The sequence below is a fragment of the Polaribacter sp. P097 genome (assembly GCF_036864555.1).
Taxonomy (GTDB): domain Bacteria; phylum Bacteroidota; class Bacteroidia; order Flavobacteriales; family Flavobacteriaceae; genus Polaribacter.
This window is the reverse complement of sequence record NZ_JAZETJ010000001.1, coordinates 306,272-325,311: the sequence shown is the minus strand read 5'-3', so window position 1 is coordinate 325,311 and position 19,040 is coordinate 306,272. Positions and strand designations below refer to the sequence as shown.

Sequence of the window (19,040 nt, the reverse complement as noted above, 5' to 3'; positions counted from 1 at the left end):
AAATATTGATATGGTAGATACAAATACGAAATCGATTTCGTTAAATAGTCTAGGAATCAAAAATGCTACAGTTCGTTACCAATTAACTTCGAACCAATTACACAAAGAAACTTTAGAAAAAGAACAAGGAGTAGAATCATCTTTAGGCGCAATTGCTGTAAATACAGGTGAGTTTACAGGACGTTCACCTATGGATCGTTTTATTGTAAAAGATGATATTACAAAAGACGAGGTTTGGTGGAGTAACATCAATTTACCTTTTGATGAAAATAAATTTGACAGTCTTTACAATAAGGTTGTAGATTATTTATCTGATAAAGAAATTTATGTTAGAGATAGTTATGCTTGTGCAGATGAAAATTATAAATTAAATATTAGAGTTGTTAATCAATATCCTTGGAGCAATATGTTTGCTTACAATATGTTCTTAAGACCAACAGAAGAAGAGTTGGTAGATTTTAGTCCTGAATGGACCGTTATAAATGCACCAGGTTTTATGGCAGATGCTGCTGTAGATGGAACGCGACAGCACAACTTTGCAATTTTAAATTTTTCTAAGAAAATTGCATTAATTGGTGGTACAGGTTATACAGGTGAAATTAAAAAAGGAATTTTCTCTGCTTTAAACTTTATTTTACCAGTTTATAAAAATACGTTGCCTATGCACTGTTCTGCCAATGTTGGTAAAGATGGGGATACAGCTATTTTCTTTGGTTTATCAGGTACAGGTAAAACAACTTTATCTACAGATCCAAACAGAAGTTTAATTGGTGATGATGAACATGGTTGGACAGCAGAAAACACTGTTTTTAATTTTGAAGGTGGTTGTTATGCTAAAGTAATTAACCTATCTCAAGAACAAGAGCCAGAAATTTTCTCGGCAATTAAAAAAGGTGCCATTTTAGAAAATGTTATTATGGATGACAATGGAGTTGTTGATTTTGCAGACACTTCAATTACTCAAAATACAAGAGTAAGTTACCCTATTTATCATATAGATAATATTCAGGAACCATCTATTGGTAAAAATCCAAAGAATATTTTCTTTTTAACGGCAGATGCTTTTGGTGTCTTGCCTCCAATATCTAAATTAACACCAAGTCAAGCTGCATATCACTTTATATCTGGTTATACAGCTAAAGTTGCAGGTACAGAAGCAGGTGTTACAGAGCCAGTACCAAGTTTTTCGGCGTGTTTTGGTGCACCATTTATGCCTTTGCATCCAACAAGGTATGCAGAGATGCTAAGTAAGAAAATGACAGAAGCAGGTGTAAACGTTTGGTTGGTAAACACAGGTTGGTCTGGAGGTAAATATGGTGTTGGAAGAAGAATGCCATTGAAATACACAAGAGCAATGATTACTGCTGTTTTAAACGGAGATTTAAAAGATTATACTTACGAAGATTATCATATTCACTCAGTATTTGGTGTAGCACAACCAAGAACTTGTCCAGGTGTGCCAACAGAATTATTAAGTCCGAGAGCAACTTGGAATAATGATGACGCATACTATGAAACTGCCTTTAAATTATCGAATGCATTTAGAAATAATTTTAAGCAATTCGAAGAATTTGCAAGCGAAGAAATTCGAAGAGGTGGACCTCAAAGATATGCTTACTAGTGAACATTGTTTTTAGTTTAAATCAGAAACGCCTCATTTTTATGAGGTGTTTTTTGTTTTAAAAAAGTATCTTTAGTTCATAAAATTTTAAATGGAATGATTAAAAAATGGTTTCAGAATATTGGCCCAGGTACTTTGGTAGCTGCTGCTTTCATTGGGCCAGGAACCGTAACTTTATGCACAATAGCAGGTGTAAACTTTGGGTTTAATCTGCTTTGGGCAATGTTACTATCGATAATTGCAACTATAGTTTTACAAGAAATGGCTGCAAGATTGGGCGTCATTTCTCAAAAAGGCTTATCTGAAGTTATTAGAGAAGAAATTAAAGTTCCGTTTTTAAAACAATTCATTACACTATTAATTTTAGGAGCTATTGTAATTGGAAATGCCTCTTATGAAGCAGGAAATATTAGTGGTGGAATTCTAGGTTTAGAAACTGTTTTTGGTGAATTTATTTATAGTCTTGGGGAGCTCAATATCAATTTAATGAGTTACGTAATTGGTAGTATTGCCTTTCTATTATTATACATTGGTAATTATAAATTTTTAGAAAAGGCATTGGTTACTTTAGTGTTATTGATGAGTTTTTCCTTTGTGCTCACTGCTATTATCACAAGGCCAAATATCATGGCTATTTTACAAGGATTATTTATTCCTAAATTTCCTGATCAGAGTTTACTAACTGTAATTGGTTTAATAGGTACAACTGTAGTGCCCTATAATTTGTTTTTACATGCTTCTTTAGTTAAAGAAAAATGGCATAAAAAAAAGGATTTTAAACTCGCTAAAAAAGATACAATTGTTTCTATCACATTAGGAGGTTTAGTTTCTATTGCCATTATTATTTCTGCAGCCTCTATACCTTCTAAAGATATTTTAAATGCAGCTGATTTAGCTATAGGATTATCACCTTTGTATGGAGAATTTGCCAAATACTTTTTAGCACTTGGTTTATTTGCAGCAGGCATTACATCAGCAATTACAGCTCCTTTAGCAGCAGCTTATGTAGCCAAAGGTTGTTTGGGCTTCAAAGGTGGTTTGCAGTCTAGATGGTTCAGGTTAGTTTGGATGATTATATTAGTTTTGGGTGTTTTATTTTCCTCTATAGGTATTAAACCAATTGAAATTATCAAGTTTGCCCAAATTGCAAATGGAATGTTATTGCCGATAATAGCAGGTATTTTATTATGGATTATGAATAAAAGGAATGTTTTAGGTAATTATGTAAATACCAAAACTCAGAATTTTATCGGTTTTATAATTTTGCTAATTTCGATTTTCTTAGGAGTAAAAGGAATTTTAAAAGTTTTTAATTTTATCTAAATGAAAGTTGATATTAATTGTGATGTTGGAGAAGGAGTAGCCAATGAGCATTTGATAATGCCTTATATATCATCTTGTAATATTGCTTGTGGAGGTCATTTTGGCGATAAACAAACCATTGATAAAACAATACAATTGGCTGTTGAAAATGGAGTTAAAATTGGTGCACATCCTTCTTTTCCTGATAAAGAAAATTTTGGGAGAAGATTTATGGAGCTATCAAAAACTAAGCTGAAGGAAAGTATTACCCATCAATTAGATCTTTTTTTAGAAAGATTGTCTTTGGTGCAGAAAGAGTTACATCATATAAAACCTCATGGAGCTTTGTATAATGCCATAGCAGTTGATGAGCACTTGGCAAAAACCATTGTAGAGATTTTAAAACCCTATTTAAATAGTGCTTTTTTATACGTGCCTTACAATTCTGTAATTGAAAAAATTGCGTTACAAAGTGATATTAAAATAAAATACGAGGCCTTTGCAGATAGAAATTATAATGATGATTTAACTCTAGTCTCTAGAATCGAAAAAAATGCATTGCTTGTAGATAAATCAGACGTGCTTAATCATGTTATTTTTATTTTAAAGCATAATAAAGTAAAAACAATATCGGGGTTAAAGGTGCCAATTAAAGCTGATACTTTTTGTGTTCATGGAGATTCTGAAAATATTTTAGAAATAGTACGCCATTTACATAGACAACTTCAAAAAGAAGGTTTTGTTATCAGATAAAAATATAACATACAAGCAGTTTGGTTCTCAAGCAATTCTTATAGAATGGCCTGCAATTATTAATGATGAAATTTTTGAGGATATTTTAGTATTCAAAACGAAACTATTAAAAAGACATAGTTCAAAAATTGTTGATGTAATTCAAGGTTATAATTCGTTAACTTTAGTATATACTTCACTCGTTAGTAATTTTAATGAAGAGGTGGAAGCTTTACAAACTATTTACAAAACAAATTCAGAACCTTTAAAACAAGTAAATCTTGTATGGGAAATACCTGTATGTTATGATTTGCAGTTTGGTATAGATTTACAGGAAATTGCCTTACAATCAAGCTTAAAAGTTGAGGAGGTAATTGAGTTACATACCAATAGTATTTATAAAGTTTACTTCATTGGTTTTCTACCTGGCTTTTTATATTTAGGAGGTTTGAATGAGCAACTATATTTTGACAGAAAACCAAATCCTAGGTTAAGAGTTCCTAAAGGAGCTGTGGCTATTGGTGGTAAACAAACAGGAATTTATCCTAATATTTCTTCTGGAGGTTGGAATATTATTGGTAATACTCCAATTGATTTTTTTGATATTGAAAAAGAGAATCCTTGCTTTGCAAAACCTGGTGATATTATAAGATTTAAGGCAGTTACTGTTAAAGAATACCATGAAATTGTAGTGCAAATCAAACAAAATAAATACGAATTGATTAATACTTTACATCATGCTTAAAGTTTTAAAAGCAGGTTTTTTAAGTAGTATTCAAGATAAAGGTAGGTTTGGTTTTGCTGCTTTAGGAGTGCCAAATTCAGGAGCTATGGATTCGTATTCTGCAGATTTGGCAAATGCTATTTTAAACAATGAAGTTCATGAAGCAGTTTTAGAAATAACCTTAGGGAATTGTGAATTTCAATTCTTAACTGATACTGTAATTTGTATTACAGGTGCAGATGTAAATGCAACTATAAACCGTTTGCCAATTTCTCTCAATAAAAAGATATCAATAGTTAAAAATGACATCCTTAGTTTTGGGAAGGTAAACTATGGAGCTCGTTCTTACTTAGCCTTAAAAGGCGGATTTTTAACAGAGAAGCAATTAAATAGCAGAAGTTTTTATCCTAATATTACTAAACAAGCACTTTTTAAAAAAGGAGACTTTTTACCTTTTCAAGAATATAAAGAGAAAAGTTTTGAAAATCAATCATCTATAAAAACCATTAGAAATCATTTTACGAATACAGAATTAACTTGTTATGAAGGGCCTGAGTTTGGTTTGTTGAATGATCATCAGAAAGAATTTTTGCAAAACAACACATTTACAATTTCTAGAGACAATTCTAGAATGGGTTATAAATTGAAAGAAGAAATGCAAAATGCTTTGCCACAAATACTAACGTCATCTGTTTTGCCAGGCACAGTGCAGCTTACACCTTCTGGAGTTTTAATTGTATTAATGAGAGATTGTCAAACAACTGGTGGTTACCCAAGAATACTGCAACTAACAGAAAAATCAATAAATCAATTAGCGCAAAAAACTAGTTTAGATTTTTTTAAATTTGTAGTGAAACTCATTTGAGTTAAAGTTTCATTTTTATGAGTTAAGTTAAAGTTTGGCTCTAAGATATCTTTGTAGTGTGTTTAATTAAGCACAAAAACTAAGTTGAACAATTAAAAAAAATCAAAAACCATGAGTAATTTATCAAATTTTGTATTAGGTGCTGCAGTAGGTAGTATTTTAGGTATTTTATATGCTCCAGATAAAGGAGAAGAAACTAGAAAGAAATTAATGGCTGAAGCTTTAGTGGCTAAAGATAAACTTGCAGAAACTGCAGAAGAAGTTAAGAGCCAAGTGAGTTCTACAGTATCTAATCAAAAACAAAATTTAGAAACTCAGTTAGAAAGTGTAATGTCTAATGTTAGCTATAAAGCTGAAGATGTAATTACTACACTAGAAAGAAAGTTGAGTGAATTAAAAGAGAAAAACAAGCATCTACAAAAAAATACGGTAGAGGATTTAGAAGATAAATTTAATCAAACTGTATAATATAGATGTTCAATCAAGAAACTAAAAATAGCACTTCAGATAGTACTATAGATATAGCAAAAAGATATTCAGAAACTTCATACAAGTATATAAAACTTAAGACTTTTCATTTGCTTACCTCTAATATAGCTTTATTGGCTAAGGTGTTTGTTATTGGAATCTTGTTTTTAATCTCAATATTATTTTTATCTATTTCAGGAGCTTTAGCAATAGGTAACGCTTTAAATAGCATGCCTTTAGGATTTTTAAGTATTTTCTTAATATTCTTAATATTTGCATTTATTGCTTTTCTTTTAAGAAAGAAAATAAACAAAGCTGTAATTACCACTTTTGCAGATAAGTTCTTTAGTACAGAAGATAGCTTGACACCTAAAGAAATAGTTAAAAACAAATCAAACTAAAACATTAATAATGAAATCATACCAAAACTTCGAGCAAATAGAATATGACCTGAAGGTTTTAAACTTAGAAAGGCAAATTGCTTATCAAGAATTAAAAGGGGTAAAACAAGATTTTGAAGAAACCTTAAAACCCATGAATATTTTGGGTGGTGCTTTAAAATTTTTAGGAAAGTATGGAGCTTTATTATTAGTTAAGAAATTTTTTAAATAAAATTAATTAAACAAAAAAAAAATTATGAAAAAAGTAATTATGACAATCATGACAGCTGCTCTATTAGTAAGTTGTGATGTAGACCAAACTAAGAAAACCAAATTACCAGAAGTAGATGTAGATATTGATACAGAAGCTGGACAATTACCAGCTTTTGATGTAGACTGGGCAGAAGTTAATGTAGGTACAACAACAAAAATGGTAACAGTACCAAAAGTAGTTGTAGTAATGGAAGAGGTAGAAGTAGAAGTACCTTATGTAGATGTAGAAATGCCAGATGATGTAGATGGCGAAAAAGAAGAACAGACTTTAATGGTAGAAGCAGAGGTTTCAGATAAGGAACATGCTATTGAAATTAAAGAAATTAGAGCAATGAATAACAACCTAATTGTAATTTCTGAATTAGAAGAAATGACTACAACTTTAGGCGATAAAAAAATTAGGGTATCTGACCAAGTTACTTTAAATGCTCCAGATATGAATGTAAAATACTATGTTATTGGTGAAAGACCAGATAGAGTATTTAACACAAAATACAAGTACTATTCAGACATGAACACCTTAAACGAAAAATTAGGAAATGATTATAAAGTTATCTATACCAAATAATTTTATAATGGTTGGTTGATTTTAAAGCCTTGATATTTTTATAATATCAAGGCTTTTTTATTACGCTACTTTTTTTAATTTTTTTTTAAAACTGTTGGGTGTAATATTATATTTTTCTTTAAAAATTTTAGAAAAATAACTTCGGCTACTAAACCCTATACTATAAACGATTTGAGAAATATTTAAATCAGAATTTTTAAGCATATCTCTGGCACTCTCTAAACGCACATGTCTAATATATTCTGTAACTGTTCGTTTATATAAATACTTAAATCCTTCTTGCAATTTGGCTTGAGTTAAACCAGATTTAAATGAAAGTTGATTTAAAGAATATTCCTTGGCAGGATGTTTTAAAATAGCATTACCAATTTTTCGCACAATTTTCAAATCACTCTTGTTAATACCTTCTGGTAATTTTGTACCAGATAAAATTCTATTGTGTTGTTGAATATGCATAGACAAAATCTCATAAATCCTAGCTTCAATTTTTAGAATTCGCAACATGCCTTTGGCTTTTATTTTATGCATTCCATTAATCAAATCTGCCATTTTAAGATTTAATGTTCCATAACTAGAAAATCTGTTTTCATGATCTGTATCTACAAAAACTTCATAAAGTTGTGTGTTTAGTGTTGATACATTTGTAGTTCTTTTTTTTAAAAATTGTTTTCTAACAATCTGTATGATATTGATTTCTAACTTTTCATCTTTGGGAAAAATAATATCATTATAACCACCATCTGTATTGGTGAAAATTAAAGATTGAAATTGCCCAACTTCTTTGATGGTATTATGAATGCCGAATTTATGTTTTAAACTTCCAAGAGAAGGATAAATAAATCGAATAGGATTAAAATCTTCTTGAGATTGAATATGAAGAAATAATTCTTTGTGAAATTTTATATTAAAATCTAAAAGATTCACACCCCAGTCAAAGGGTATATATCTAATAGATCCTATCGCATTTTCATTATTTATGGTAAGTACAAATTCGCTCCATCTTTCAGTGATTTCGCCACCAATTGCCTCTTGTAATTGCTCTAAAAAGTCTATAGGACCATCAGCATTAATTTCAACATTTATCATAATATATATGTCTAGTGTTTGTCTAAATTTAAATGATAAACAAATATCAGTAAAGGTAGTTTAAAATTAAATGCACCTGCCTGATTCGATTAATATTTAGTTGAAATGCGTTAATAAAAACCTACTGAAGAATTTATTTTTGAGTAAATCAATAAAAAAAAACAACTATGAATATTTTTGAACAAATTAGAAAAGATCATGACACTCAAAGAGATCTTTTAGACAAATTAGTAGATACTTCAGGCGATTCTAAAAAGAGAGATGAAATTTATAAGGCTTTAAAAAAGGAATTAGAAATACATGCAGATGCAGAAGAAAGACATTTTTACAAGCCCTTAATTAGTAATGATATGATGCAAGAAAAAGCGAGACATGGAATTGCAGAACATCATGAAATTGATGAGTTGATAGAAAAGTTAGATGAAACAGAGTATGATTCATCTGCTTGGCTAAAATTTGCCAAACAATTAAAAGAAAAAGTAGAACATCACTTAGAAGATGAAGAACATGTGTTTTTTCAATTGGCAGGTAAAGTATTTACAGAAAAAGAGAAAACATCATTAGCAAAAGACTACACAAATTATATGGAGCAAAATTTATAGTACATGATAAAAGTTATAGATAAATCTCTTGTTAAAAATATTTTTACCAAGCCAGAAGACTCTTTAGAGTACTTTGATTTGGTTTATGTAAATGATTTTAATTTATCTATAAATCGTGTTAAGAAAGGCAAAACCTTTGCTTATCAAAAAGCGGGCAGTTTAGTATCAGATCAAAACGTACTGAAAAGAATTCAAACTTTGGTGATACCTCCAATGTGGAAAAAAGTTAGAATTTCTGATTTAGATAATGGGCATTTACAAGCTGTGGGTAGAGATGCAAGAGGGAGAAAACAATATAGGTATCATTCTAAATGGAATGCTGTAAGAAACAAAACCAAGTTTATTAAAATGATAGATTTTGGAAAGAATCTACCAAAAATTAGAAGTAAAGTAAATAAGGATTTAGAACAACCTACTTGGACTAAAACCAAAGTTTTGGCTTTAATTGTAAAATTACTTGAAGAAACTCACATAAGAATTGGTAATACGCAATACGCAAAGCGAAATAAAACCTATGGCATTACTACTTTAAGAACAAAACATCTTACCAAAGAGAATAACAAAATAAGGTTTGAATTTGTTGGTAAAAGAGGTAAGGAACATAAAATTACATTAAGGAATAAGAAGCTAATTAAGTTGGTGAATCAATGTCAAGAAATTCCTGGCTGGAAGCTCTTTCAGTATTATGATGAAGATGGTATCAAAAAGGAAATAGACAGCAGTTCTGTTAATGAATACATTCACAATTTATGTGGAGAATTATTTACGGCCAAAGATTTTAGAACGTGGTCTGCATCTTTAATTGCTTTTAATACCCTAATGGATTTTGGAATTGAGAAAGATGAAAATCAAAATAAGAAAAATAGGCTACAAGCAATAGATGTTACAGCTAAGGAATTAGGAAACACCAGAAATGTTTCTCGTAAATATTACATACATCCTCATATTCTAAAAACCTATAAGGATTCTAGCATCAACACTTATTTTAAACAAGTAGAAGATTTTAAGAAAAGTTATACCAATTTTTCACATTCAGAAAAAGCAATGATGACTTTATTAGAAGATTATAATCCTGTAATTGATATGTAACTAATATCATATGAGTCAAGTTCAATTTCGAATGAACAAAGACAAACCCTTTAAAGCCCATATCTTTGTAGTGTAAGAAAAAGAAAGCAAAAAATTGCAAGATGTAAACTGTTCAACATCTTTAAACAAGTTGAACAATCACGTAAAATTTAAATGAAATGAGTACTTATACAGAAGAAGTTGGAAAAAAATTAAACGGATTATTAGAAAGAACATATGATGCTGAAAAAGGTTTTAAAAACGCAGCAGATAATATTAGTAACCCAGCATTAAAAAACTATTTTACTTCAAAAGCCAAAGAGAGATATAATTTTGGACATGAGTTAAAAGAAGAAATTAAATCGTTTAATCAAGAAGTAGATAAAGGTGGTAGTTTAACAGGAACTGCACACAGAGCTTGGATGGATATTAAAGCAATGTTGTCATTAGATAACGAAGAATCTATGTTAGAAGAATCAATTAGAGGTGAAAAAACTGCTATTGATGATTATGATGAAGTTTTAAATGAAACTACACTACCAAGTAGTACAAAAACAGTATTAGAAGCACAGAAAAATAAAATCCAAATAGGATTGGAAAATATTAAATCTTTAGAAGATTTACACTAGAGATTTAAGGTTGGTTGATTGATTTAGGTTGCCTGAAAAGGCAACCTTTTTCTTGTTTTATACCCACCTTATTTGAGTTAAAATTAGCTTTATAAGAGTTAAAGATCTCTGTATAAAAGAGTTAATTTTACTGTAAGAGAGATAGTTATAGTAACTATTTAATATTAACTAAAAAAACTTTAAACTATGTTACGTTGGGCAATCATTTTTATAATAATCGCATTAATTGCTGGAGTCTTGGGCTTTGGTGGAATAGCAGGTGCAGCAGCTGGAATAGCTAAAATTGTATTTGTTGTGTTTATTATTCTTTTCTTAATATCATTAATTACTGGAAGAAAAAAAGTATAGATAAATATATAAAGAAAAAGAAAAAGTATAAACTACTTAATCATTAGATTAAGTAGTTTTTTTATGCTATAAAATGGTGTTTTTTAGCATGGGCTATGGCTTCATTACTATCATTTACTAGTAAAAAAGTAGTGTCTGTATAATTTTTTACCAAGTTCTTAATACGCTCATTGTTTTTATTTTTACTAACGTTTCTTATATAAATGGCCTTAATTCTGTTTGGAAATTGTGTAACCGTTTCCATATAAATATCTGCATCATGCTCGCCAGCATCACCAATTAAAATGAATGGTAAATCTGTATAAGTTTTTAAAATATTTATTATCTCCTTTTGCTTTTGAGGTTTATCATCTTTTTTCTTAGAAAAAATATTTCTCATTGTACGCAATAAAATAGCTCCCTTAGGAAAATTGTTTTTCGTTAAAAAATATTCTAAATAACGATACATATTCCAAGGACTGTGGCTTACATAAAAAAACGGATTGGCATCATTACCCGATTTTCCTGAATGTAGTAAACTATAAAATTCTGAAGAGCCTTCTAAGGCTCTTCTATTATAAGGCGATTTAAATAATGTGTTAATTAATAATCTCCACTTTAGTTTAGAAACAACACCTGTATGCAGAATGGTGTCATCAATATCGCTAATAACTCCAAAACTTGCTTTGGCAGATGGTATTAAAACTTCACCCTCAAAAATATTGTTATTGTTAATCTTATGTTTGATGTTGATGTCTGTAAATGAAATAGTATATTTCAACCAGCCTTCTGTAGTAGTTAATTCATTAAGGTTATCAATTTTTTCATCTACTAAAAAATAGCCATCATTATCTGTTTTGGTTTTGATTTCTTGATGATTTGGTAAAGTAAGGGTAAGAGATGTGTTTTTTATTTCATCGCTTTCAAAACGTTTATACGAGTTTACCAGAAGCCCTAGAACACCTTTTCTTTCTAACGAAATATTCTCATCTTCTAAAGCCCTGCCTCTAGCATAAAAGTGATTATGAGTTCCATAGCTTTGAAACACTGTAATTTGTAATGGATCTTTCGAAAATATTGACATTTTTTGTTTTAAAGGTACATATACCGCATAAAAAAAGCCACATCTAAATGTGGCTTTTTTTAACTCAATAACGCAAGAATTATTCTTTATCGTTAATAATAATTTTAACTTCTTTTGTTTTTGTTTCTTTATTTTTTTTAACATCCATAGAAACAATTTTACCAGCTTCTTCAGCTTTAGCCTCAATTTCTTCTAAAGTTCCATTAAATTTCTCTGAAGTTGTAACGCTTTTACCATCAACTGTTTTTGTAGTAACAATTGTTGCAGCTACTAAATCATCAACACTAGAAGAAGTAATCTCTACTTTAACTTCTTTTCTAATTTCGTTTGCATTTGCATCGTCTGAATGTCCACCTAAAATTGGTGCAATAACCAAACCAATTAAACAGGTAAGTTTAATTAAAATATTCATTGATGGACCTGAAGTATCCTTAAAAGGATCTCCAACAGTATCTCCAGTTACAGCTGCTTTGTGAGCATCTGAACCTTTATACGTCATTTCTCCATTGATTTCTACACCAGCTTCGAAAGATTTTTTAGCATTGTCCCAAGCACCACCTGCATTATTTTGGAATATTGCCCAAAGTACACCAGAAACAGTAACTCCAGCCATATAACCACCAAGCATTTCAGCTATCCCTAAATTATCCATACCAAATAAAAGTGGTACAAATGCAATAATTAAAGGAAAACCTATAGTCAATAAACCAGGTAACATCATTTCTTTTAATGAGGCTTGTGTTGAAATAGCAACACATTTATCGTATTCAGGTTTTCCTGTACCTTCCATAATACCAGGAATAGCCTTGAATTGTCTTCTTACCTCTTGTACCATTTCCATTGCAGCTTTACCTACAGCATTCATTGCTAATGCAGAAAATACAACAGGCACCATACCACCAACAAATAACATTGCTAAAACAGGTGCTTTAAAAATGTTAATTCCGTCAATTCCTGTAAAGGTTACGTAAGCAGCAAAAAGTGCTAATGAAGTTAATGCAGCAGATGCAATAGCAAATCCTTTACCAGTTGCAGCAGTTGTATTACCTACAGAATCTAAAATATCTGTTCTTTCTCTTACAATAGGTTCTTGTTCGCTCATTTCTGCAATACCACCTGCATTATCAGAAATTGGTCCAAAAGCATCAATAGCTAATTGCATAGCTGTTGTAGCCATCATTGCTGAAGCTGCTAAAGCAACTCCGTAAAAACCAGCAAAAGCATAAGAAGCCCAAATTGCCCCAGCAAACAATAATACTGATGGAAAAGTAGAAATCATACCTGTAGCTAAACCAGCAATAATGTTAGTTCCTGCTCCTGTAGAAGATTGTTGTACTATTTTTAATATTGGAGATTTACCCAACCCTGTATAATATTCAGTTACAGATGATATTACAGCACCTACAACTAAACCAACTAAGGTTGAAGCAAATACTCTCATCGAAGAAATTTCTTGTAAACCTTCACCAAAAAATTCCATTTGCATTGTTTCTGGTAACATCCAAGTAACTAAACCAAAACAAGATAAACCAACTAGTACTATAGATGTCCAGTTTCCTTTATTTAAAGCACCCATTACTTGAGATTCTTTGGCATCGTTATTATTGATTTTTACTAACATTGTACCAATAATAGAGATTATAATTCCTGCTCCTGCAATTGCCATTGGTAATAAAATTGGACCTATACCACCAAAAGCGTCAGTAATAGAACCGCCCATATCTTTTATAACATAGTTCCCTAAAACCATGGCTGCTAATACTGTTGCAACGTAAGAACCAAATAAATCTGCACCCATACCTGCTACATCACCAACATTATCACCTACATTATCTGCAATAGTTGCTGGGTTTCTTGGATCATCTTCTGGAATTCCAGCTTCAACTTTACCAACTAAATCAGCTCCAACATCTGCAGCTTTTGTATAAATACCACCACCAACTCTTGCAAATAACGCAATTGATTCAGCTCCAAGAGAAAAACCAGCTAGTGTTTCTAATACAATAGTCATATCAGCTGTGGAAGTCCAGCTTCCTCCCATAAATTTTTGATAGAAAACAATGAAAAAAGCAGTTAATCCTAAAACAGCCAAACCAGCAACTCCTAAGCCCATAACTGTACCTCCACCAAAAGATATTTTTAAAGCATTTGGCAAGCTAGTTCTTGCTGCTTGTGTAGTTCTAACATTAGTTTTTGTTGCAATTTTCATACCTATATTACCTGCAAACGCAGAGAAAATAGCTCCAAAAATAAAAGCAACTACAATTAGAATGTGTGTTGTTGGTACTATAAATGAAACTGCTGCAAGTGCTAAACTCACTACAAAAACAAAAATGGCTAATAGTTTATACTCAGCACTTAAAAACGCCAAAGCTCCTTCATAAATGTAATCTGAAATTTCTTTCATTTTACCATCTCCTGCATCTTGTTTCATTACCCAAGATTGTTTAATCCACATGTAGATTAAACCTAAAATAGCCAATACAATTGGCATCCAAATCATTAATTCCATATACTATTTAAATTTGATTAGTTTAAAACGGTGGCTAAAATAGGAAAATCAATGTGATAAAAAAAACCACCTTTAATTAAAAGATGGTTTATAATTTATAAGATATTTTATCAATATGATAATTATATGGTAAAAGTGCGTTTCTTTTTGTGTTCACTATTGTCATAACGCTCTATACACTCATGGTAAATTCTAATAGCATCTTCTGCATTACCCCAACCACCTGTGTCTACTTTTTTCTCTTCTAAGTCTTTGTAGACTTGAAAAAAGTGTTCAATTTCTTTTAGTCTGTGAGGGTTTATATCAGAAATATCTCTTTTCTTACTCCATATAGGATCTGATACAGGAACACAAATAATTTTTTCATCTGGTCCTTTTTCATCAGTCATATAAAATACTCCAATTGGTCTTACTTCCATAACAACCATTGGGTAAGTTGGTTGATGACCTAAAACTAATATATCTAATGGGTCTGAATCTAAAGCTAAAGTTTCTGGAATAAATCCATAATCTCCGGGATACATCATAGATGAGAATAACATTCTATCAAAACGTATTTTATTCAGGGTAAAGTCGTATTCATATTTATTCCTACTTCCTTTAGGAATCTCAATTAAAACATCAAAAGTTAATGATTTATTTTCGCTCATAATTATTCTTCAATATATATTATAATTAATGCAAAAGTAGTGAAAGTACTAGTTTAAAGGAAGTATTTGCAGTGTTAATTTTACGCAAAGGTTTTCGGTTTAGGGCAGAAAAAAACCTTTTTGAAAAAATCAAAAAGGTTTTAAATATTGAGATGTTATTAAAGTTAAATATACATAACTTCTTTAACCGCTTTTATTACATCTTCGTGATTAGGAATCCATTTTTCTAATAACACAGGAGAATAAGGAGCAGGAGTATCTGCAGTTGTAATTCTCTTGATAGGTGCATCTAAATAATCGAAAGCTTCATCTTGAATTCTATATGTTATTTCTGAAGCAACACTTGCAAATGGCCATGCTTCTTCTAAAACAACTAGTCTATTTGTCTTTTTAACCGATGCTAAAATTGCTGCATGATCCATGGGTCTAACAGTTCTTAAATCGATTATTTCTACAGAAATATTTTCTTTTGCTAACTCATCAGCAGCTTTATAAGCTTCCTTAATAATTTTACCAAAAGATACAATAGTTACATCTGTACCTTCTCTTTTAATGTCTGCAACTCCAATAGGAATAATGTATTCTCCTTCAGGAATTTCCATTTTATCACCATACATCTGTTCAGACTCCATAAAAATTACTGGATCATCATCTCTAATTGCAGCTTTTAATAAACCTTTTGCATCATAAGGATTAGATGGTACAATTACTTTTAAACCAGGTGTATTTGCAAACCAGTTTTCAAAAGCTTGAGAGTGTGTTGCTCCTAATTGACCAGCAGAAGCTGTAGGTCCTCTAAAAACAATAGGGCAATTGAATTGACCACCAGACATTTGTCTAATTTTGGCAGCATTATTTATAATTTGATCAATTCCAACCAAAGAGAAATTAAATGTCATGTATTCCACAATAGGTCTATTACCATTCATGGCAGAACCAATTGCAACACCTGCAAAACCAAGTTCAGCAATAGGAGTATCAATAACTCTTTTTGCACCAAACTCATCTAGCATACCTTTACTTGCTTTATAGGCACCATTATATTCAGCAACTTCTTCACCCATTAAATAAATGCTCTCATCTCTGCGCATTTCTTCGCTCATTGCTTCGCAAATAGCTTCTCTAAATTGAACTGTTTTCATTTGTTTTTAGCGTATATTAAAATCAAAAACAAAAGTAAGAAATTTTGATGTAAACAAACTACAACTTTTGTTGATATCTATAGAATTATAGAGAACGCAACAAATTGATAAGAATGCCTGCAAACTTTATTAATTATGGAATAATTCTTTAGAAAATATGGTATCTTTAAATTGAGAAAAAAATTAAGCCAGCTAATAAAATATAAAATGAAGTTTTTAAATATTATTTTGAATCAGAAAAAAATGGGTTTGTTAATTGTTTTATCCATTTTTAATTTCATTCAAATTTCAGGTCAGAGTGATAAAGATTTGGATTGCAAAATAAAACCTGGTGATCTTCCAAAATTTCAAGCTGCTTTAAATGATGCAAAACTGCATTATTATACAAATCAAGGAAAAACGAAACTAGATTTGAAAAAAGCAGAAGAACAATGCAATACAGATTACTTTTTTGTAGAAAAAGGTAAAATGATATTAATCTCTCCAGGACAAAAAAGCGACAGAACCGAAATTAGACAAGAGAAAGATCTAGATTTAAGTTCTAAAAGTGCAATGCACCTTATAGCCACTTTTGAGAATGTGCCAGATGCTAGAATGAATAAAGGAGTAACTATTGGTCAAATACATAATGACACAAAGGGAGTTAAAAGGCCATTGTTAAGAGTAGAAATTGCTGGAGGTAGTGAAATTAGAGTAGTGTTTACAGAGAGCTATTTAAAAAATGAAGGTGATGTAGAAAATGATTTCTTTACTTCTTTTAGTGAAAAAGATAAAATTGAATGTATTATTGAAATTCTTGGAAATGGAGATGAAGTAGCTGTAGCTATTAAAAATCTCGCAAAAAATAAAACAAGAGTTATTACATATAGTGTAAGTGATTTATGGAAAACCATGGATGGTAATTTCTATTTTAAGGCTGGAGCATACACCCAAGTTGCTGGGCCTAGAACTAAAGTCTCTTATGATCAGTTTGCGTTTATTTATAAATAATCCTCCTCTTATTTAAGAAATCGCTAAAATTTATATTAGAAACTTAACAGATTTATTTTTTTAACAAAAAATTTATTATGCATGCATAGTATTTTTTAAAAAAAAGCCTTAATTTTGTTGAAGTTAATAATGATAAATAATAGATTTTATGAAAATATTGGTTTGTATTAGTCACGTTCCTGATACTACTTCTAAGATTAATTTTACAGAAGGAGATACAAAATTCGATACGAATGGAGTACAATTTGTAATCAATCCTTATGATGAGTTCAGTTTAACAAGAGCAATGTGGTTTAAAGAGAAGCAAGGCGCAAGTGTAACTGTTGTTAATGTTGGTAATGCAACTACAGAGCCTACTTTACGTAAAGCTTTAGCAATTGGTGCAGATGATGCTATCCGTGTAAATGCAGAAGCTACAGATGGTTTATCTGTTGCTAAAGAATTGGCAGAAGTTGTTAAATCTGGAGGATATGATTTAGTTTTAGCAGGTAGAGAATCAATTGATTATAATGGAGGTATGGTTCCTGGGATGTTAGCTGCTTTAGTAGATTTTAATTTCGTTAATGGTTGTGTTGGTATGGAAGTAGAAGGTACGTCTGTAACTGCAGTGAGAGAAATTGATGGTGGTAATGAAACGTTAAGTACATCTTTACCTTTAGTAGTTGGTGGTCAAAAAGGAATTGTAGAAGAGAAAGATTTACGTATACCTAATATGCGTGGAATTATGATGGCTCGTAAAAAACCTTTAAATGTAGTAGAGCCTGTATCTGCAGAAGCTGCAACATCTATTCAATCTTTTGAAAAGCCAGCGCCAAAAGGCGCAGTTAAATTAATTGATGCAGACAATGTAGATGAGTTAATTAACTTATTGCATAATGAAGCTAAAGTAATTTAATCATAAAATTATCCGAAGTTTTAAAATCGGAAAAAATAAAAATTAATCTTGTTGATTTTTTATCCTTTGAAATAAAGAATTCAACATACAAAACTTAAAATATATGTCAGTTTTAGTTTTCGCAGATTCAACAGAAGGAAAATTTAAGAAAAGTGCATTTGAAGTAGTTTCTTATGCCAAAAAAGTTGCTGAACAATTAGGTACTAATGTTGTTGCTGTAACAATAAACGCTAATAACAACGAAGAGTTATACACTTATGGAGCAGAAAAAGTACTCTCTGTAACTAATGATGCTCTAAACACATTTAATGCAAAACAATATGCATCTGTAATTGAGCAAGCTGCTTCTTCTACAGGAGCTTCTGTGGTAGTATTAGATTCAAGTATTGATACTTTGAGTGCTGCACCATTATTAGCAGTTGCATTAAATGCAGGTTATGCATCTAATGTTGTGGAAGTACCAAGTTCAACAGCACCATTTACTGTAAAAAGAAAAGCTTTTTCGAATAAAGGTTTCAGTAATACAGTAATTGCAACCGATCATAAAATAATAGGGGTTGCAAAAAATTCTTACGGAGTTCATGAGAATACAGTTTCTGGTTCAACAGAAAGTTTCGATGCTACAATTGCAGAAACAGGTGTTACTTCAGAGAAATTAGAAAGAGTTACAGGTAAGGTAACCATAGCAGATGCAGAGGTTGTGGTTTCTGCAGGTAGAGGATTGAAAGGACCAGAAAATTGGGGAATGGTAGAGGAGTTAGCTGATGTTTTAGGCGCAGCAACTGCATGTTCTAAACCAGTTTCAGATTTAGGATGGAGACCTCATGGAGAACACGTAGGTCAAACAGGTAAACCAGTTGCTTCTAACTTGTATATCGCTATTGGTATTTCTGGAGCAATTCAGCATTTAGCAGGTATTAACGCTTCTAAAGTAAAAGTGGTTATCAATACAGACCCAGAAGCTCCTTTCTTTAAAGCAGCAGATTATGGTATTGTTGGTGATGCTTTTGAAGTTGTACCAACTTTAATAGAGAAATTAAAAGCTTTTAAACAAGCATCTTAATTTATTATAGTATAAAGTTCATTCAAAAACCTACTATATTTTTAGTAGGTTTTTACTTT

21 protein-coding genes are annotated in these 19,040 nt (G+C 30.8%); 16 read left to right on the top strand and 5 right to left on the bottom strand.

Annotation, left to right across the window (positions count from 1 at the left end; genetic code table 11):
• The first annotated feature begins 10 nt into the window (after positions 1 to 10).
• The 9 genes from pckA to V7R38_RS01565 all read left to right on the top strand — a co-directional run bounded on the left by pckA (position 11) and on the right by V7R38_RS01565 (position 6,933).
• The gene (pckA, locus tag V7R38_RS01605; protein ID WP_334055772.1) at positions 11 to 1,621 is read left to right on the top strand and encodes a phosphoenolpyruvate carboxykinase (ATP); all 1,611 of its coding nucleotides are present in this window, start codon (positions 11 to 13) and stop codon (positions 1,619 to 1,621) included.
• A 96-nt stretch (positions 1,622 to 1,717) separates the two neighbouring features.
• Positions 1,718 to 2,944, top strand: coding sequence for an Nramp family divalent metal transporter (locus V7R38_RS01600; RefSeq protein ID WP_334055771.1), 1,227 nt, complete (start codon positions 1,718 to 1,720; stop codon positions 2,942 to 2,944).
• Complete coding sequence (pxpA, locus tag V7R38_RS01595; RefSeq protein ID WP_334055770.1) at positions 2,945 to 3,676, top strand: 5-oxoprolinase subunit PxpA; 732 nt, start codon at positions 2,945 to 2,947, stop codon at positions 3,674 to 3,676.
• Entirely contained in the window at positions 3,663 to 4,400 is a 738-nt protein-coding gene (gene pxpB / locus V7R38_RS01590; protein ID WP_334055769.1) for a 5-oxoprolinase subunit PxpB, read from the top strand. The genes pxpA and pxpB overlap by 14 nt, the downstream gene beginning before the upstream one ends.
• Positions 4,393 to 5,244 (top strand): biotin-dependent carboxyltransferase family protein, encoded by an 852-nt coding sequence (locus V7R38_RS01585; protein WP_334055768.1) that lies wholly within the window; start codon positions 4,393 to 4,395, stop codon positions 5,242 to 5,244. Before pxpB ends, V7R38_RS01585 begins: the two co-directional genes overlap by 8 nt.
• Positions 5,245 to 5,355: 111 nt before the next feature.
• Entirely contained in the window at positions 5,356 to 5,712 is a 357-nt protein-coding gene (locus V7R38_RS01580) for a YtxH domain-containing protein (protein WP_334055767.1), read from the top strand.
• Positions 5,713 to 5,717: 5 nt separating this feature from the next.
• Positions 5,718 to 6,113 carry a hypothetical protein gene (locus V7R38_RS01575; protein WP_334055766.1) on the top strand — a complete coding sequence of 132 codons (396 nt, stop codon included), beginning with the start codon at positions 5,718 to 5,720 and terminating at the stop codon, positions 6,111 to 6,113.
• 10 nt (positions 6,114 to 6,123) lie between these two features.
• Entirely contained in the window at positions 6,124 to 6,324 is a 201-nt protein-coding gene (locus tag V7R38_RS01570; protein WP_334055765.1) for a DUF6327 family protein, read from the top strand.
• A gap of 24 nt (positions 6,325 to 6,348) precedes the next feature.
• The gene (locus tag V7R38_RS01565; protein ID WP_334055764.1) at positions 6,349 to 6,933 is read left to right on the top strand and encodes a hypothetical protein; all 585 of its coding nucleotides are present in this window, start codon (positions 6,349 to 6,351) and stop codon (positions 6,931 to 6,933) included.
• A gap of 60 nt (positions 6,934 to 6,993) precedes the next feature.
• Here V7R38_RS01565 and V7R38_RS01560 read toward each other — a convergent pair whose 3' ends face one another.
• Positions 6,994 to 8,019 (bottom strand): helix-turn-helix domain-containing protein, encoded by a 1,026-nt coding sequence (locus tag V7R38_RS01560; RefSeq protein ID WP_334055763.1) that lies wholly within the window; start codon positions 8,017 to 8,019, stop codon positions 6,994 to 6,996.
• Positions 8,020 to 8,186: 167 nt separating this feature from the next.
• Between V7R38_RS01560 and V7R38_RS01555 the strand changes: the two genes are divergently transcribed.
• From V7R38_RS01555 to V7R38_RS01540, 4 genes are all read left to right on the top strand, one after another.
• Positions 8,187 to 8,621 carry a hemerythrin domain-containing protein gene (locus V7R38_RS01555; protein ID WP_334055762.1) on the top strand — a complete coding sequence of 145 codons (435 nt, stop codon included), beginning with the start codon at positions 8,187 to 8,189 and terminating at the stop codon, positions 8,619 to 8,621.
• Positions 8,622 to 8,624: 3 nt separating this feature from the next.
• The gene (locus V7R38_RS01550) at positions 8,625 to 9,710 is read left to right on the top strand and encodes a DNA topoisomerase IB (protein ID WP_334055761.1); all 1,086 of its coding nucleotides are present in this window, start codon (positions 8,625 to 8,627) and stop codon (positions 9,708 to 9,710) included.
• Between the two features lie 158 nt (positions 9,711 to 9,868).
• Complete coding sequence (locus V7R38_RS01545; RefSeq protein ID WP_015482107.1) at positions 9,869 to 10,318, top strand: ferritin-like domain-containing protein; 450 nt, start codon at positions 9,869 to 9,871, stop codon at positions 10,316 to 10,318.
• A 186-nt stretch (positions 10,319 to 10,504) separates the two neighbouring features.
• Positions 10,505 to 10,666 (top strand): DUF1328 family protein, encoded by a 162-nt coding sequence (locus V7R38_RS01540; RefSeq protein WP_015482108.1) that lies wholly within the window; start codon positions 10,505 to 10,507, stop codon positions 10,664 to 10,666.
• Positions 10,667 to 10,727: 61 nt separating this feature from the next.
• Here the strand turns inward: V7R38_RS01540 and V7R38_RS01535 are convergent, their stop codons facing one another.
• The 4 genes from V7R38_RS01535 to V7R38_RS01520 form a co-directional block, all read right to left on the bottom strand.
• The gene (locus V7R38_RS01535; RefSeq protein ID WP_334055760.1) at positions 10,728 to 11,729 is read right to left on the bottom strand and encodes an App1 family protein; all 1,002 of its coding nucleotides are present in this window, start codon (positions 11,727 to 11,729) and stop codon (positions 10,728 to 10,730) included.
• A gap of 79 nt (positions 11,730 to 11,808) precedes the next feature.
• Positions 11,809 to 14,241, bottom strand: a complete 2,433-nt coding sequence (locus tag V7R38_RS01530; RefSeq protein WP_334055759.1) for a sodium-translocating pyrophosphatase — start codon at positions 14,239 to 14,241, stop codon at positions 11,809 to 11,811.
• Between the two features lie 122 nt (positions 14,242 to 14,363).
• Complete coding sequence (locus tag V7R38_RS01525; protein ID WP_015482111.1) at positions 14,364 to 14,891, bottom strand: inorganic diphosphatase; 528 nt, start codon at positions 14,889 to 14,891, stop codon at positions 14,364 to 14,366.
• 164 nt (positions 14,892 to 15,055) lie between these two features.
• Positions 15,056 to 16,033 carry a pyruvate dehydrogenase complex E1 component subunit beta gene (locus V7R38_RS01520; protein ID WP_334055758.1) on the bottom strand — a complete coding sequence of 326 codons (978 nt, stop codon included), beginning with the start codon at positions 16,031 to 16,033 and terminating at the stop codon, positions 15,056 to 15,058.
• Positions 16,034 to 16,240: 207 nt separating this feature from the next.
• Between V7R38_RS01520 and V7R38_RS01515 the strand changes: the two genes are divergently transcribed.
• The 3 genes from V7R38_RS01515 to V7R38_RS01505 all read left to right on the top strand — a co-directional run bounded on the left by V7R38_RS01515 (position 16,241) and on the right by V7R38_RS01505 (position 18,981).
• Positions 16,241 to 17,023, top strand: coding sequence for a polysaccharide lyase family 7 protein (locus tag V7R38_RS01515; RefSeq protein WP_334055757.1), 783 nt, complete (start codon positions 16,241 to 16,243; stop codon positions 17,021 to 17,023).
• A gap of 148 nt (positions 17,024 to 17,171) precedes the next feature.
• Positions 17,172 to 17,918: an electron transfer flavoprotein subunit beta/FixA family protein gene (locus V7R38_RS01510; protein WP_334055756.1), complete on the top strand. Its 747-nt coding sequence runs from the start codon at positions 17,172 to 17,174 to the stop codon at positions 17,916 to 17,918.
• A gap of 103 nt (positions 17,919 to 18,021) precedes the next feature.
• The gene (locus tag V7R38_RS01505; RefSeq protein WP_334055755.1) at positions 18,022 to 18,981 is read left to right on the top strand and encodes an electron transfer flavoprotein subunit alpha/FixB family protein; all 960 of its coding nucleotides are present in this window, start codon (positions 18,022 to 18,024) and stop codon (positions 18,979 to 18,981) included.
• Positions 18,982 to 19,040: the final 59 nt, after the last annotated feature.